Source organism: Poritiphilus flavus (genome assembly GCF_009901585.1).
Lineage (GTDB): Bacteria > Bacteroidota > Bacteroidia > Flavobacteriales > Flavobacteriaceae > Poritiphilus > Poritiphilus flavus.
Genome location: NZ_WXYO01000002.1, coordinates 682,640 through 699,450 on the forward strand (window position 1 = coordinate 682,640; position 16,811 = coordinate 699,450).

The following is a 16,811-nucleotide window of genomic DNA, read 5'->3' on the forward strand; positions in this document are numbered from 1 at the left end:
ACCATCTACATGAACTAGCGTATAGCGAGATCACTACTTCACCAACGTTTACTTCCTAAGCTCTTACTTTTAAGGAAATTCTAAAATGAACACAGTACCGTGTTCAGCTTCCGAATATACATCCAGTGAGCCACCGTGCATCTGAACAAGTCTTTTAGAAAGACTAAGGCCGATTCCTGTCCCTTCGGATTTGGTAGTAAAAAAGGGTACAAATATCTCATCCAGCAACTCGGCGGGAATGCCCGGTCCATTATCCTGCACTTCCACATACTTAATACCTGATTCCCTTACTCCGGCTAGTAGTTGCAATTGCGAGTCATCAGTATTGCCTAATGCCTGTATGGCGTTTTTTGAAAGATTGACCAATACCTGTGTCATTTGCCTTTCGTCTATAAAGAGTTCGAGGTCTTCAGGATGGGCTTGGACCACTAAGCTGACCTTGTTAGCTGCCAGGGCCTGATCCATCAAAACTCCAACCTTATCCAAAAGCACTTTGGCTTTGATGAGTTCTTTATCAGGTGCCGCAACATTGAGCAGGCTTCGGTAAGATTGCACAAATGCCATAAGATTACCACCTTGTTCCTGAATGACCTCCAGTCCCTTTACGGTACTTTCTATATGAGAGGTCTTAAAGGAATCCAGGGATACCAGCCCTCCCGGAGTTCGGAAATATCCAAGTATGGAGCCGGAAATAGAGGTGATGGGCGTTATCGTATTCATGATCTCATGGGTGAGTACACGGATAAGCCTCACCCAGGAATCCGTTTCCTTCTCATCCAGTTCACGGTGAATGTCCTGGGCCACAACTAGTAGAAGGTCCTCTTCCTCGAGGCGAAGGGCGGTAGACTTTATGGCCAGCTGGGTTTTTTCCCTTTCGTTGGTCAGCGGAACCATTTTTCGCTCGAAGGGCTCAAACTTAGCGAAGGTTTCATAAAGCAGGGGATCTACCTGGTTCAATTGTTTGATATGATTTAACGGACTGTGATTGAACAGGCGTTCCATAGTAGGGTTCGAAAACAGAATATGCCCCCTTTGATTATAGGTCAAAATCCCTATAGTGGCCTGTTTTATGATTTCCTGGTAGTACTGCTCCTGCTCTTGCTTTTTCAGGTGAACTTCCTGTATCAGTTCATTAACCCGGTTTAAGCTGTGGTTCAGATTTTTAAAGGACTTGATGATGTCTTTTTCCGGAAAGCGAAGTGTAAAATCCTCATTCCGGATCGCATCAAAGAAATAGGCCAATTTGCGGTTGATGTGGTTCAGGTGATTGGCCATCATTCCTGCCTGAATAACAAAAAGTATGAGGAACAAAACACTCAGGAAGTAATTCTGTCCGAAGAACAGAAATGCGGTAATTATCGCTGTTAAGGCTAAAAATATTACCCTTAGGATCAGCTGAAAGTAAAAGTTCCGGCTGATCATTTTTCCTTGCGTTTTCTCATCTTATTGTACAATGTCTGCCTGGTGATACCCAACTGTTCTGCGGCAGCGCTATAGTTTCCGTCATGCTGTTCCAGTGCATGGGAAATCATTTGTTGCTCCATTTCATCCAGGGTCTTTGGAGAAGTATCCGGCAGTGCTCCGATCTTGGCCTGTAAAATGAAATCTGTGGGTTTTAGTACATTGCCCTCATTGAGGATAACGGCCCGCTCCATGGTGTGCTGTAACTCGCGGATGTTGCCCGGCCAATTGTATTGCATCAGCTTTTCCTGGGCTGCCTGGTTTATTCGTAAACCGGCCTTGTCGTATTTCTGGGTGAAGCGCTTCAAAAAGAAATCCGCCAGCAATAGAATATCCTCCCCGCGCTCTCTCAGCGGTGGTACTTCAATGTGGATGGTGTTTATACGATAGAGCAGGTCTTCACGAAAAAGTCCTTCCGACACCATTTTTTCCAGGTTGCAGTTTGTGGCGCAGATCAGACGGATGTCCACTGGAACCGCCTGATTGGATCCTACCCTTACCACGGCCTTGTTCTGTATGGCAGAAAGCAGTTTTGATTGCGCCTGTAATGAAAGGTTTCCCATTTCATCCAGGAATAAACTCCCCTCATTGGCTGCTTCAAACTTACCCATTCGGTTTTCCTTGGCATCTGTAAAGGCACCTTTCATATGCCCGAAGAGTTCGCTCTCCAGCAGGTTTTCCGAAATAGAGCCCATATCCACACCTATAAAAACTTCATTTTTTCTTTTTGAAGTTCGATGGAGTTCCCTCGCGATTAGTTCTTTACCAGTTCCGTTTTCCCCGGTGATCAACACATTAACATCGGTCTTACCCACCTTGCGTACCAGGTTTAGTACATTGAGGATGGCCCTGGAGTTGCCGATGATATAATTTCGGTCTTCATTGATCAGCTGTTTCAGGCCGGAATGTTTCTTCTTTAATCTCGATATCTCTTTTTTGGATTGCCGAAGCTGAAAGGCGGATTTTACCGTGGCCATCAGCTTGTCATTATTCCAGGGTTTGAGAATAAAATCCGCGGCACCTTCCTTCAGGGCCTCTACCGCCAGATCCACAGCTCCGTAAGCCGTCATCATGATCACAGACGTATTCGGGGTCTTTTTGCGGATCTCTTTAAGCCAGAATAAACCTTCATTTCCCGTATTGACACCAGCCGAAAAATTCATGTCCAGCAGAACCAGATCCACCTCATTTAGTTGTGGGTAGGAACTTAGCTGGTTTGGATTGGAAAGGGTTTCTACCTGGCTGAACTCAAACTGCAGCAGGATTTCAAGCGCGCTGAGCACGCTTTTATTATCGTCTACCACTAAGATTCTGGCGTTGACCATGGTTAGTTTAAAAGAATCAGCTTAAAGCTACGAATTGGATTTGAATGAAATTGGCCTCTGTAAAATATTTTGACATATTTTGTACAATATTTTTACAAGATGTAAAACTTTTTTTTGAACCATAAGTTATATGTATTTGTAAATCAATCAATTAAAATCATGGCACAGCAATGGCATATAACATGGCACACCAAATGATGAATTTTGAAACAATTGCTCTACATACTGATTTTCCTGATCTGTTCCGCAAGTTTTGCGCAGCAAAAATGGACACTCGACGATTGTGTCGCCTATGCCCTGAAACACAATCTGCAACTAAATGATTTTGAGTATTCCCAGGAATCTGGTAAAGAAACTTACAGACAATCTATCCGTAATCTTTTGCCCAGTGTTTCCGGAAACGCGGATTACAGCATACGCTTTGGTAGGTCTGTTGACCCGAATGACAACAGTATTGTCAATACGGATTTCTTCTCGAACAATTATTCCATTGAAGGTTCAGTAGGTTTGTTTCAGGGATTTCAGCGGATCAATTCCCTGAAGGCTTCCAAATTCATATATAACGCTACAAAACAAGAAACCCTTCAGCAAAAGTATCTTCTTGCTTTTAGGGTAATGGCGGCCTTCTACGACATTCAATTCTTTGAAGGCTTATTGGAAATTTCCAGGGAACAGCTACAGGTATCACAGACCAACTACGAGTTGGTAGAAAAACAAATATCCCTTGGATTGATGGCAGGCGCGGACCTTTACGAAGCGGAATCCGCCTTATTAACGGACAAGTTAAATGTTACCCAAAGCGAAAATCAGCTTGCTGCAGCCAAACTGGTACTCATCCAGGAAATGAATCTTGAGGGTGAAACGGATATTTCAGTGATCGCGGATCTCAAAAGCAAAAGTCAGGCCATCGATACTTTAGAGGTTGAATCTGATATCATCTTTGACAAGGCTATGGAATTCATCCCTATAATCAAAGCCCAGGAACTGCGAACCAAAGCCGCCAAAAAAAGTGTGGCAGCCGCAAGGGGTACCTATTATCCTTCATTGACCCTGTTTGGCGGTTATGGAACCGGTTACTTTGAGACGATCACGGATACTTTAGGAACCACTATCCCATTCAGGGACCAGTTTCGCGATAATACTTTTCAATTTGTAGGAGTGTCACTGTCCGTCCCCTTGTACACCAGAGGCGCCACACGCTCTCAGGTAAAGCAGCAGAAAATTGCTCTTATGCGGGAACAAAATAACCTGGAGATCCAGGAGCAGGTACTCTATCAGACCATACAACAGCTGGTACAAGAGTACAACGCGCTGGAAGCAGAGACTGCTCAAAGTGAGAAACAAGCAAAGTCGCAGGAATTGGCCTTCCAGATCGCGCAGAAACGATACGAGAAAGGATTGATCAACGCCATAGAACTCATAACGGCAAAAAATCTGTTCGCAACAGCACAGAACCAGAACCTGCAGGCGCGTTTACGCCTGGAAGTAAATAAGAGTACCCTGGAGTTCTACAGCGGCATTCAGGTCTTTAACATTAACTAGAGAAAGCAAAAGCAATGGATATACAATTAGAAAAAAAGAAAGGCCTTAGACCAAAGCACTACGCCTATATCGGTGCTGGCTTGCTCATTCTTTTTGTGGGATGGAAGTTGATTTCCGGAAGTTCTCTCAGCACTTTTAGAACCGACAAGGAAAGACTGTCTATAGCCCAGGTAACCGAGGGTAAATTCGATGATTTCATCACCATCAATGGCTATGTTGCTCCAATAGCGACCATTTATATGGACGCCTATGAAGGTGGTAGGGTATCCGAAAAACTGATCGAAGAGGGTGCCATGGTGAAAAAGGGCGATATCATTTTGAAACTTGAAAATATGGGCCTTTACGAGCAGATCCTACAGAGTGAAAGTAATCTGGCACTAAAACAAAACGACCTCAGGTCTACAAGACTCAACTTTGATTCCAGACAGGTTGAAGGCAGAAGAAATCTGGCTACAGCCCAATACGACCTTCAGCGCGCAAAAAGGAATTACGACCAGAATCAGGCCTTGTACCAGGACGAATTGATCTCCAGCGAAGTTTATCTCACATCCAAAGAAAATTACGAACTCGCTCAGAAGCAGTACGAGATCGTCAAACTCCAGACAGAACAGGACGATGCCCTCCGTAAAACCTCTCTGGCAGGACTGGATACGGATCTGCAGCGCATGCGCAAAACGCTTTCAATGGTTTACGAACGACTGGATCACCTGAATGTTCGGGCACCGGCAGACGGACAACTCGGTTTTCTGGATGCTGAAATAGGGCAGAGCATCGCCCAGGGACAAAGGATGGGCCAGGTTAACGTGCTCACCGATTACAAAATTGAAGCAGACATTGACGAACACTATATAGACCGGGTAAAAAGAGACCTGGTAGCCACCCTGGAACGGAATGAGAACGAATACCCTCTACGTGTGAGGAAGGTATATCCCGAGGTAAGGAACGGGAGATTCAGGGTAGATCTGGTCTTTACAGCAGACAAGCCCGTAACCATTCGGTCTGGACAGAGTTATAATATTAAACTCCAATTGGGAGAATCTAACGATGCGCTATTGGTTCCGAAAGGAAGCTTTTTCCAAAGCACCGGTGGTCAGTGGATCTTCGTAGTGGACGCGGCAGGCAATGAAGCACTGAAAAGACCGATCCGCATAGGAAAACAAAACTCCAGGTTTTATGAAGTACTGGAGGGGTTAGAGCCGGGAGAACAGGTCATTACCAGTAACTACGACAGTTTTGGTGATGCAGAAAGAATTGTATTAAAATAAAAAAAGTGTAACAAATCGGGGAAAAAGCCTATCGCTATTATACCAGAGGAAAACAATCAAAAAATGATACAGATAAAGGACCTAAAAAAGAGTTTTAGAACGGAAGAAGTAGAAACACTTGCCCTTAATAAGGTAAACCTTACCGTAGAGGAGGGAGAGTTTGTGGCTATCATGGGGCCATCCGGTTGCGGAAAATCCACCCTTTTGAACATTATTGGAATGTTGGATAATCCGACTGAGGGGAGCTATCAGTTTGCCGGGCACGAGGTGAGTGGACTAAAGGAAAGACACCGTACTCAATTGCGTAAGGGGAACCTGGGGTTTGTATTTCAGAGCTTCAATCTCATTGACGAACTCACGGTTTACGAAAACGTGGAACTTCCGCTGATCTATCTAAAAATGAGCAAATCTGAACGCAAAGAGAAGGTAAAGACCGTATTGGAGCGTATGAAGATTGCCCATAGGGAAAAACACTTCCCTCAACAGCTATCCGGGGGTCAGCAACAGCGGGTAGCCATTTCAAGGGCTGTAGTGACTACTCCAAAACTTATCCTTGCAGATGAGCCTACAGGAAACCTGGATTCCAAAAACGGGATAGAAGTTATGAATCTCCTTACAGAACTAAATCAGGAGGGAACCACCATTATTATGGTAACACACTCAGACCGCGATTCCAACTACGCCCACAGGGTAGTCAATCTATTTGACGGTCAGATCGTGACAGAAAGCAAAAACAAACCTTTAAAGGCCACCGTCTAGGGGCCAATATAATCTATCATCATCATGATAAAGATTGGAGACCATGCCGAAGTCGGCTGTTGTATTAGCGCTTCCGATAGTCCAAAGGCAATCACCTTTGAGGAGGCATTCATACAGAGAACACCATAGATCATCAAAAAACGAACAGTCATGTTTAAAAATCAACTTAAAATAGCATGGAGAAATCTCACTAAGAACAGACTGCAGACCATCATCAACCTCCTGGGACTTACCGTAGGAACTGTAAGTTGCCTGGTAATTCTCCTCTACGTATTCGACCAAATGGGCTACGATGAGCACCATGTAGAGGCCGAATCCATATACAGGGTAAAGACTTTCATCGATGGAGCTAGCCTGGGCACCGAAGACATCAATTCCGCAAATTCATCACCACCTATAGCTTTTGCCCTTAAGGAAGACTTTCCGGAGATTGAAGAAGCCTGCCGGGTGGTCCTCGTGGATAACTTCAATGTAGACCTCATAAGTTCAACTGAAAGTGAAGACAGCTTTTTTGAATCCAGGGCCTATCTGGCGGATTCCACTTTTTTCAAGATCTTCAATTACAAATTCATAGCCGGAGACCCTAAAACTGCGCTGAATGAACCTAGCACTCTGGTACTCTCTTCTGCTCTTGCTAAAAAAATGTTTGGCAACGAAAACGCTGTTGGTAAGAGTGTTGAAATATCCGGTTACAGTGGAGATCCCACGCCACTGGTCGTAACAGGCGTTTACGATGAGACCTTTGGGAAATCCCATCTGAAGCCCAATTATGTCATTAGCATGAACAATCCGGGATTGGGAGCTTTTGTGCGGTCTTACAACAATTTTGCTTACAATAATTTCGTCAGAGCCTATGTAAAATTGGTGCCAGGAACCAACGCGGCTGCACTGCAGCAAAAATTTCCGGAATTTTTGAGGTCCAGGGGAGGATCCGACCTCGATGCCGTTAATATGAAAAAAGAACTTTCGCTACAGCCGGTGAAAGATATCCACTTATATTCCAAAGGTATTGAAGGGCAATTGGACCGGGTTTCGGATATACAGTATTTGTACTTACTGCTTACCCTTGCTTTCTTCATTCAGTTGGTGGCTTGCATAAACTTTGTGAATCTAAGTACCGCGAGGGCGAACAAAAGGGCCAAAGAGATTGGTGTCCGAAAGGTAGTGGGAGCCGATAAGGGATCTTTGGTATTTCAGTTTTTAGGGGAGTCCTTATTACTATCCGTGTTCTCCGTCTTGATAAGTCTTCCTATAGTCCTTTTACTACTACCTTATATAAATGATCTTGCTCAGAGCAACCTGGCATATCCGGATCTGTTCAATGGGAATATTGTCTTTTCCCTGCTGGCTTTGGGAACACTGACCGGACTCCTTGCGGGAATTTATCCCGCATTGGTTTTATCTTCCATAAAGCCGATTGTCGTACTCAAAAGCGTAATAAACCTGAAATCCGGAAGTGGCAACTTAAGAAGGGCACTTGTGGTATTCCAATTCATTATTTCCATTGGCTTAATCACAACCGTTATCATAGTTTTCCAGCAATTCAACTATACCCAGCGAAAAAACCTGGGATTCCAGAAAGACGATCTAATTTCGGTCCAGCTCAATACCCAGCAGGGAAGAACAAGCTTTGAGGCTCTCAAAACCCAGGTAAGGGAGATTCCCGGGGTAAGTCAGATAGCCGGTACCTGGTTTTCCCCATCCGAACAAGTTGTAAATGATATGGGTCTTTACCTTCCCGGAAAGAATCCGGAAAACCGTACGCTTGTCAAAATAAACTGGGTAGGGGACAATTATCTCGAGACCATGGGAATCCCATTGTTACAGGGGAGAACCTTAAAGGAAATTGATTCTAATCAGGTTATAGTAAATCAAGCAACACTAAAGGCTTTCAATATCAGTGAAGAGAAAGCCTTGAGTTCCAGGCTGCTGTATACCGATAATGAAGAAACTTCGGAATTCGAAATTGTCGGGGTTACCGGCGACTACCATTTTGCCTCTTTAAAAGAACCTATTGAACCCATCATGCTCTTTAGTCTTAATGAACCAAGAAGGATGGTAGTGCGCATGAATGCTGCGGATTATGGGTCAATCGTTGGGCAATTGGAAAGTATTTGGGAATCTACCGTTACTTCATCTCCCTTTGTACATTCCTTTGTGGATAGGGATGTGGAGCAGATGTATGAGGAAGAAAAACGGATTGGAGAGATCGCCGTGCTTTTTACCATACTTGCCATCCTCATTAGCTGCCTGGGTCTGTTTGGGCTGATATCATATATCGCGGAACAGAAAAAGAAGGAGATCGGCATTCGAAAGGTTCTGGGAGCCAGTATAGATGCTGTAGTAAGAATGCTTACCACAGATTTTGTCAAGCTTATTCTTATTGCCTTTGTGATCGCTTCGCCCTTGGTATATTTTCTTATGCAAAGCTGGTTACAGGATTTCGCCTATAAGATCGAGATCAGTTGGTGGGTTTTTGTATTGGCCGGAAGTATTACTTTATTGATTGCTTTGCTTACAGTTGGTTTTCAGTCGATTAAATCGGCTATGGTAAACCCTGCAAAGAGTTTGAGAACGGAATAGATCATCTTTAAAAAACGAATAATCATGTTCAGGAATTATTTAAAAATCGGTTGGAGAAACCTTCTAAAGAACAAGGCCTATACCCTAATCAACATTGGTGGACTTGCCCTGGGAATGGCGGTCACTTTGGTCATTGGTCTTTGGGTGGAAGACGAGCTTACCTATAACGATCATTTTGAGAACCGCAGTAAGATCGCTCAAATGTTTCAGTCCCAGACTTTCAACAGTCAGACCGGCACAGGACCGGCTATGCCAAGACCTTTAGAGAAGGCTTTGAGAGAAGGCTATGCAGACAACTTCAAATACCTGATGATGTCTTCCTGGAACTTCCCTCAATATCTCAAGTATGGAGAGATAAGTATTTCCAGGACGGGTAGCTTTATGCAAAGAGAAGCCCCGGATTTATTAGAATTGGAAATTCTAAGAGGGGAGAAAGACGGTGTCCGTGAGATTAATTCTATAATGCTCGCCGAATCTTCCGCGGAGGCCTTATTTGGGAAAGAAGATCCTATTGGCAAGGTGGTGGAAGTAAACAACGAGTTTGACATGATGGTGACGGCGGTTTATAAGGACATCCCTACGAACAACGCCTTTGACGATCTGGAATTCATTTTGCCCTGGGATAAATACCTGGCGGAATCCGAATGGGTCCGGGAAGCGGAGGACAACTGGGGTAACAACTCCTTCCAGATGTTCGTACAGATTGCCGAGAATACCACCATGGAAAAGGTCACCTCCACGATCAGGAACGTCAAAAAGGACCTGAATGAAGACACTGCAGAATTTAACCCTCAACTTATGCTTTTGCCTATGAAGGACTGGCACCTTCGTTCTAATTTTGAAAATGGTAAGCAAAGCGGCGGCAGGATCCAATACGTGTGGTTGTTTGGGATAATCGGTGCCTTTGTGCTGTTGTTGGCCTGTATCAATTTTATGAATCTCAGTACCGCCAGGTCTGAGAAACGCGCCAAGGAGGTGGGTATCAGAAAGTCTATCGGATCCCAAAGAAATCAATTGATCAACCAGTTCTTAAGCGAGTCTTTCCTGGTGGTTGTATTTGCCTTTTTTGTCGCGCTCATAATTGTATTGATCTCTTTAAATGGCTTTAACGATCTGGCCAAAAAAGAAATTGTATTTCCGTGGACCAGTCCGTTTTTCTGGGCTATTTCTGTGGTCTTTATTCTCTTTACTTCGCTCTTGTCCGGAAGTTATCCGGCGCTTTACCTCTCTTCCTTCAAGCCTGTGGAGGTTTTAAAGGGAACTTTCAAAGCCGGGAGATATTCCAGTCTTCCCAGAAAGATCTTGGTTGTTCTCCAATTTACCGTTTCCGTGGCTTTCATTATTGGTACTGTAATCGTAATGCAACAGATCAATCATGCTAAGAACCGTCCTGTGGGCTATGACAAAGAAGGACTTATTCAAATCCCAGCGATGAGCGAAGACTTTAGTGGAAAGTTCGAACTCATGAGGGACGAATTCATTGGATCCAATGCAGCAATTGAAGTGTCCGGTTCCAGTAGTCCCACAACCAATATATGGTCTAACCGAAGTGGGTATAATTGGGAAGGAAAACCAGAAGGTTTCCAGGAAGATTTTGCCTGGACCGAGGTAACACCGGAGTATGCCAGCTCACTGAACCTCCGCATTGTTGAAGGCCGAGATTTTTCAAGGGAATTCGCTTCAGATTCCAACGCAGTGCTGATCAACGAAACAGCCAAGAAGTACATGGGTGTATCGAATCCGATAGGTATGCTTCTAAAGGATGACGACGAGGAAGATCCCGCCCCGCCTATGAAAATTATAGGCGTAGTTCAGGATATTATCGCTCAAAGCCCTTATGAGCCTGTAAAACAAGCCCTTTACGTTTTTGACAGTGAGGAGAATTCCAACTTCTATAACTTAAGGTTGAATCCTAAGCAAAGTGTAAGTCAGAACCTGGCCATTATTGAAAGGGTCTTTAAGGAGCACTTTCCTGACCTTCCTTTTCAGTACGACTTTGTGGACCAGGAATACGCGGTGAAGTTCGCTTCCGAAGAGCGCGTCGGAAGACTGGCGGCAATATTCACGGCTCTGGCCATTTTGATCAGTTGTCTGGGACTATTTGGTCTCACTTCTTTCGTAGCCGAACAACGAACCAAGGAGATCGGAGTTCGCAAAGTGTTGGGGGCCTCAGCTTTTAATGTCTGGAATATGCTCTCAAAAGACTTTTTACGCCTGGTGACCATTTCCTGTTTTATTGCCATTCCCATTTCATATTACGTGATGAATGGCTGGCTACAGGATTATCCTTACCGGGTGATCATATCCTGGTGGAGCTTTGCCCTTGCCATGCTGGGCGCTATGCTGATCACCATCATCACTGTGAGTTTCCAGGCTATACGGGCGGCAAATGCCAATCCGATAAAAAGCCTGCGTACAGAATAAGCCATAATCAGGCGTCAAAAAACGTACAATCATGATCAAGAACTATCTAAAAATAGCCTGGAGAAACCTGAATAAGGACAGGGTGTATTCCGGTATAAACATCGGGGGCCTGGCCATAGGAATATGTGCATGCCTTCTTATACTGCAATATGTTGTCTTTGAGTTCAGTTATGAGGATTTTCACGATAAGAAGGACAGGATATATCGAATCCAGCAAGATCGTTATGACAATGGCAAGCTCGCCACCCAATGGGCAGCTGGTGCCTATGCCGTAGGCAATGACTTTAAAGCTGCTATCCCGGAAATTGAAGATTATGTAAAAGTGATACCTACCAGGGATCTTGTTGTAGACGTCAACGGGGATCCCCTCAAAATAGACAAGGTATACTATTCTAAAACTTCATTCTTCTCCATATTTTCTTACCCTTTGGTTAAAGGAGACCCAAATACCGTTCTGGATGAACCCAATACGGCGGCCATCTCGGAGTCTACTGCTCTGCAGGTATTCGGAAATACAAATGTAATTGGGGAAACACTTAAAATAAGTGGAGGAGAGGACTATAAAATAACCGGGGTGTACCAGGACATGCCAGCCAATACTCAACTAAAGCCCAATTTCTTAGCCTCTTACCCGACGCTACTGCAAATCCGAGGGGATAACCTACCGGAGACGCATTGGGCCTGGGACGGATGTTTGACCTATGTGCTGCTTCAAAAAAATGTGGACCCCAAACAGGTTGAAGCTAAATTTCCCCCTATAGTAGAGGAAAAGGTAGGAGAGCTATTAGAGCAATTCAATTCTTCGGTTGTCTACAATCTACAACCCATAACTGACATACATCTCTATTCCAATTATATGGAAGAACCCGGACCTAACGGCGATGCCAAGACGGTTTACCTGCTTCTGGGTATTGCCTTCTTCATTATCCTGATCGCCTGGGTGAACTATATCAATCTGGCCACAGCCAGATCCCTGGGTCGAGCCCGCGAAGTTGGGGTGCGCAAATCTGTGGGTTCCCAACGCAAGCAGTTGGTTGTTCAATTCTTCCTGGAATCAGCCTTGTTCAATGGTTTGGCTCTTATAGTGGCCCTTGCTATTATGTTTTTGGTACTGCCTTCCTTCAACCGGATTTCAGGTCAGCCAGTGTCTTACGCGCTGTTTACGGAACCCGTCTTCTGGTTGGGTCTTGGGTCTTTATTTGTTCTGGGTGTATTACTGTCCGGGTCTTATCCTGCTTTTGTACTGTCCAGCTTTCGGCCGGTTGAGGTATTGAAGGGAAAGATGGTAAGCACTAAACAGGGCGCCATGCTTCGAAAATCCCTAGTGGTATTGCAGTTTACTGCTTCGCTGTTCCTGTTGATCGGATCTTTGATAGTCTATCAGCAAATTCAATTCATGCGTAATCAGTCGCTGGGGATAAAAATAGATCAGACCCTCGTTGTTAAACCACCATTGGTGGCAGATTCTACCTTTTCTAACCGCAAACGGGCATTAAAAGAAGCGCTGCTTCAATATCCTACGATCAAGGAGGTCACAGTTTCGTCTACCGTACCTGGTCAGGATGGTGGCCTTAATGCAGGTGGCATAAGACTGGTCACTCAGGATCCTTCCGAGCAAAAACAATATCGTTTTATGCGGGTTGATCACGATTTTGCAGACCTGTTTGATCTTCAAATGCTGGCCGGAAGAAAATTCTCAAGGGATTTTGGTTCCGAAGAAGGATCTGTGATCTTTAACAGGATGGGCATAAAACAATTGGGCTTTGACCAGCCTGAAGAAGCCATAGGTAAGCGAATTGAGTTCTGGGGAGACCAATATACCATTGTTGGGGTGACAGAGAATTTTCATCAGCAATCCCTGAGGCAGGCATACGAACCTCTCATTCTTTGCCTGGTTCCGGATGTTTACGGTTTTTTCTCTTTGAGGACGGGTACGGATCAGATCGCAAGTACCATATCGAGAGTACAGTCGGAATGGGACAAATTTTTCCCGGGAAACACCTTTGAATTCTTTTTCCTGGATGATCATTTTAATGCGCAGTACAAGGCAGACCACAAGTTTGGCCAGGTGTTCGCACTCTTCACTTTACTCGCAATTTTTGTCGCCTGCCTGGGACTTTTCGGGCTGGCTTCATTCACCACTTTACAAAGAACGCGGGAGATTGGTGTTCGAAAAGTACTTGGAGCTTCGATAAGCGGTATTTTAAAATTGCTTTACAAGGAATTTGCCTTCTTGCTGCTCCTGGCATTTATAATTTCAATACCTCTGGCATGGTATGGCGCGACCAACTGGCTGGAAGGTTACGCTTTTAGAATTCCGATCAGCTGGACCTTCTTCCTTTGGCCTTTTATAGCTATGGCCGCTGTTGCATTGCTCACAGTTAGCTTTCAATCCATAAAGGCTGCCTTGCAAAACCCGGTAACAAGCCTGAGAACCGAATAAGTTGTAAAAGATGAAGAGCACTATCACATTGACAGCGAATTGGCAGGACATAAAAGGAAGGTCCATGTTTACCCTATGCATTCTTATGTTATGCGGTAGCGGACTGTATTCGCAGGATCAGGGCACTGCCAATGCAATGGACCTGGGTAAAGTGGTTCCGCAATTTAACCAAATCTACGTTTCCGGGGTAGCAAAGGTATTCTTTAAACAGGGATCCGGTCCGGAAATTACGGAAAAGTTAGAGGGGAACACGGTACCGGAACTGATCAAAGAAGTAAAAAACGGGGTGCTGAGAGTCTATACCAAAGGTCCGGCCAGAGGAGAAACTGTTGAGGTATACGTCAGTAACCCTGAGTTAAAAAAAGTTGAAGTCTGGGACAGAGGTGAGTTTTACAATACTGATACTTTGAAAGCTGAGGTGCTCGAAGTTGAGGTAAATGAGTTGGGGGCTGCATTTATGGTAGTGGATACCCAGGAGGTGTTGATCACCATGAATGGGGGTGATCTGGATATAGGCGGGATCACCAGGAAACAACAAGTAACGAAAACCCCGGAAAGTGATCGTGGAACCCTGAAAGACGCTAAGTTGATAATTGTAGAAAAATAGACCAATATGCTGAAGAACAACCTGAAAATAGCATGGAGAAACCTTCTCAAACGTAAGGGTTTCAGTCTGATTAACATTTTGGGCCTAACCATTGGGTTTGCCTGTAGCGTCTTGGTCTTTCTATTTGTAAGCCATCACCTGAAGTATGACAACTTCCACGAGAACGCTGATCGTATCTACAGGGTTGTGACGGAACAACATCGGGAAGAGATCTATTATACGGCCAGTGTCCCACCGGGATTTGCGGAGGCGTTCAGAAATGACTATGATTTTGCCGAAAGAGTAGCAAACCTGGTCAGTTGGGAAGAACAGCAACTTACAATCTCCAGGACAGACGAAAAGGAAAAGTTTGTTGTAGATATTGCCTTTTCCGAGCCGGACTTTTTTGAAATAATGAATTTCCCCCTGCTTTACAAAAACAGCGGGCGAAACCTTATGGAGCCTAATGTGGCCTATATCACCCAAAGTGAAGCGAAGCGGATCTTCGGAACCGAGGACGTCATCGACCGCACCTTTGTTTTCAACAATCTGGAAACTGTTCAGGTCATAGGTGTTTTGGAGGACCTGCCTGTTACCACTTTGATTAACACGGATATCTTTTTATCCTATAAAACTGTTGAGGCCTACAACAGCTTCCTGGCTGAAGGTAGCTGGCACGGCTTAATGTCCAGCCTTCAATGTTTCACTTTGTTACGTCCTGATCAGGACCCTCAACAAATAGAATCCGTACTACCGGAATTGGTACAAAAACACCGTGCCGGGGTCAAGAACGTACATCATTATAAGCTGCAACCACTGGCAGATGTTCATTTCAATCCGGACTATGCCGGTAGTATGAACGCAGAGCTATTGTGGATTTTTTCCATTATAGGAGTTTTTATAATCGCAGTGGCCTGCATAAACTTCATTAACATTTCTACGGCTCAGGCTTTTGTTCGTTCAAAAGAAATTGGGGTAAGAAAAGTTTTGGGAGGGCAAAAAAAGAGCCTCTTCTGGCAGTTCATTTCTGAAACCTTTATTCTAAGTCTTGTATCCCTGATTTTTGGGTTATTGTTGGCGATGCTGCTATTGCCTGAGATGAGTACACTATTTGATATTGATCTTTCCGGTAACCTTTTCCGGTTTGAAGTCATCGGCTTTTCGCTTCTCTTGCTCATACTGGTATCATTTCTTGCAGGGAGTTATCCAGGTATCATTCTGGCCCGGGTTACCCCTGTGTTGGGCTTAAAGGGAAAATTGACTCAAAAGGATGCTGGCGGGCAGCTTACCAGGAAGGCCTTGGTTACAATACAATTCGCTATATCAATCGTACTTTTGATAGCTACCATAGTGATAGGCAAACAATTGGATTATGCGGTAAATGCGGATCTTGGTTTTGACAAGGAGGCTATTGTTATGATGACATTGCCTGAGGAGCTGGACCAGCTTGCTTTGGATGGCTTGAAAGAGAGAATGTCTGAAGTTCCGGGGGTGACACATATCTCCGCCTGTCTGTCTAGCCCTGGAGCGGCTGAAAACAGCTGGGGTACGGGTATCCAATATCACAATAGGCCCGAACGTGAAGAGTTCTCTATACAGGCTAAGATGGCAGATCAGGATTACATCAAAACTTTCGGACTTGAAGTTGTTGCCGGAAGAAATTTTAAAACGACAGACTCTATTCAGGAAGTAGTTGTTAATGAGATCCTTGCTCAAAAACTTGGACTCGAATCTATTGATGAGCTATTGGGGAAACGCCTTAAACTGAGTGGAGGTCACATTCAGGCGGAAGTGGTCGGTGTGGTTGCGAATTTTCATGACCAAAACTTCCACGAGGCCATAAGACCTGTTTTTATTGCCCCAAGAGTTGATGCCTATAGCGAACTGGCAGTAAAAATGCAGGGTTCTAACATTAAAACTACCCTGTCCGGAATTGCCGATCATTGGAAGCAGACTTTCCCGGATTATATCCATGAGTTTCATTTTATGGATGAAAGAGTGGCCGAACAATACGAGTCTGAACAACGGTTATTAAGCTTGTCAAAGCTGTTTTCCATTATTGCAATTTCAATTTGCTGCCTTGGCCTGTACGGAATGCTCACTTTTTTTGTCTCTCAAAAAACCAAAGAAATAGGGATTAGAAAAGTGCTGGGTGGGAGTGTCTTCCACATTCTAAATTTGTTTACAAATGGATTTTTGAAACTTCTGGGCATCGCCTCTTTGATTGCCTGTCCACTGGCTTGGTACTTTATGCGAAACTGGCTGGAGGGATATCAATTCAGAACAGAATTAAACTGGTGGATTTTTGCCCTTTCTCTTGTAGCAATCATGCTGATCACCATGGTCACCATCACCTATAAAATATATAAAGCCGCCAGGGCAAATCCGATCAAAAGTATACGAACAGAATAACCTCATGGGAT

11 protein-coding genes are annotated in these 16,811 nt (G+C 44.4%); 8 read left to right on the forward strand and 3 right to left on the reverse strand.

What is annotated here, in order from left to right; translation table 11 throughout:
• Positions 1 to 69: 69 nt before the first annotated feature.
• Together GTQ38_RS06310 and GTQ38_RS06315 are read right to left on the reverse strand one after the other, a co-directional pair.
• Positions 70 to 1,422: a sensor histidine kinase gene (locus GTQ38_RS06310; RefSeq protein WP_161434623.1), complete on the reverse strand. Its 1,353-nt coding sequence runs from the start codon at positions 1,420 to 1,422 to the stop codon at positions 70 to 72.
• Positions 1,419 to 2,786, reverse strand: coding sequence for a sigma-54-dependent transcriptional regulator (locus GTQ38_RS06315; protein WP_161434624.1), 1,368 nt, complete (start codon positions 2,784 to 2,786; stop codon positions 1,419 to 1,421). Before GTQ38_RS06315 ends, GTQ38_RS06310 begins: the two co-directional genes overlap by 4 nt.
• 204 nt (positions 2,787 to 2,990) lie before the next feature.
• Here GTQ38_RS06315 and GTQ38_RS06320 point away from each other — a divergent pair, with 204 nt between their 5' ends.
• From GTQ38_RS06320 to GTQ38_RS06330, 3 genes are all read left to right on the forward strand, one after another.
• On the forward strand, positions 2,991 to 4,328 hold the full coding sequence (locus tag GTQ38_RS06320; protein WP_238857815.1) for a TolC family protein: 1,338 nt from the start codon (positions 2,991 to 2,993) through the stop codon (positions 4,326 to 4,328).
• Between the two features lie 14 nt (positions 4,329 to 4,342).
• A complete protein-coding gene (locus GTQ38_RS06325) occupies positions 4,343 to 5,593 on the forward strand; it encodes an efflux RND transporter periplasmic adaptor subunit (protein WP_161434625.1) in 1,251 nt (416 codons plus the stop codon).
• A gap of 63 nt (positions 5,594 to 5,656) precedes the next feature.
• Positions 5,657 to 6,352: an ABC transporter ATP-binding protein gene (locus GTQ38_RS06330; protein ID WP_161434626.1), complete on the forward strand. Its 696-nt coding sequence runs from the start codon at positions 5,657 to 5,659 to the stop codon at positions 6,350 to 6,352.
• Here the strand turns inward: GTQ38_RS06330 and GTQ38_RS06335 are convergent.
• Positions 6,349 to 6,504: a hypothetical protein gene (locus tag GTQ38_RS06335; protein WP_161434627.1), complete on the reverse strand. Its 156-nt coding sequence runs from the start codon at positions 6,502 to 6,504 to the stop codon at positions 6,349 to 6,351. The two genes, GTQ38_RS06330 and GTQ38_RS06335, sit on opposite strands and share 4 nt — an antisense overlap.
• Here GTQ38_RS06335 and GTQ38_RS06340 point away from each other — a divergent pair.
• The 5 genes from GTQ38_RS06340 to GTQ38_RS06360 are packed head-to-tail and all read left to right on the forward strand — an operon-like array spanning position 6,503 to position 16,800.
• A complete protein-coding gene (locus GTQ38_RS06340) occupies positions 6,503 to 8,935 on the forward strand; it encodes an ABC transporter permease (protein WP_161434628.1) in 2,433 nt (810 codons plus the stop codon). The genes GTQ38_RS06335 and GTQ38_RS06340 overlap by 2 nt on opposite strands.
• Positions 8,936 to 8,959: 24 nt before the next feature.
• Positions 8,960 to 11,359, forward strand: coding sequence for an ABC transporter permease (locus GTQ38_RS06345; protein WP_161434629.1), 2,400 nt, complete (start codon positions 8,960 to 8,962; stop codon positions 11,357 to 11,359).
• A gap of 31 nt (positions 11,360 to 11,390) precedes the next feature.
• On the forward strand, positions 11,391 to 13,802 hold the full coding sequence (locus tag GTQ38_RS06350) for an ABC transporter permease (protein WP_161434630.1): 2,412 nt from the start codon (positions 11,391 to 11,393) through the stop codon (positions 13,800 to 13,802).
• A 10-nt stretch (positions 13,803 to 13,812) separates the two neighbouring features.
• Entirely contained in the window at positions 13,813 to 14,409 is a 597-nt protein-coding gene (locus GTQ38_RS06355; RefSeq protein ID WP_161434631.1) for a GIN domain-containing protein, read from the forward strand.
• Between the two features lie 6 nt (positions 14,410 to 14,415).
• On the forward strand, positions 14,416 to 16,800 hold the full coding sequence (locus GTQ38_RS06360; protein ID WP_161434632.1) for an ABC transporter permease: 2,385 nt from the start codon (positions 14,416 to 14,418) through the stop codon (positions 16,798 to 16,800).
• The last annotated feature ends 11 nt before the right edge of the window (positions 16,801 to 16,811 follow it).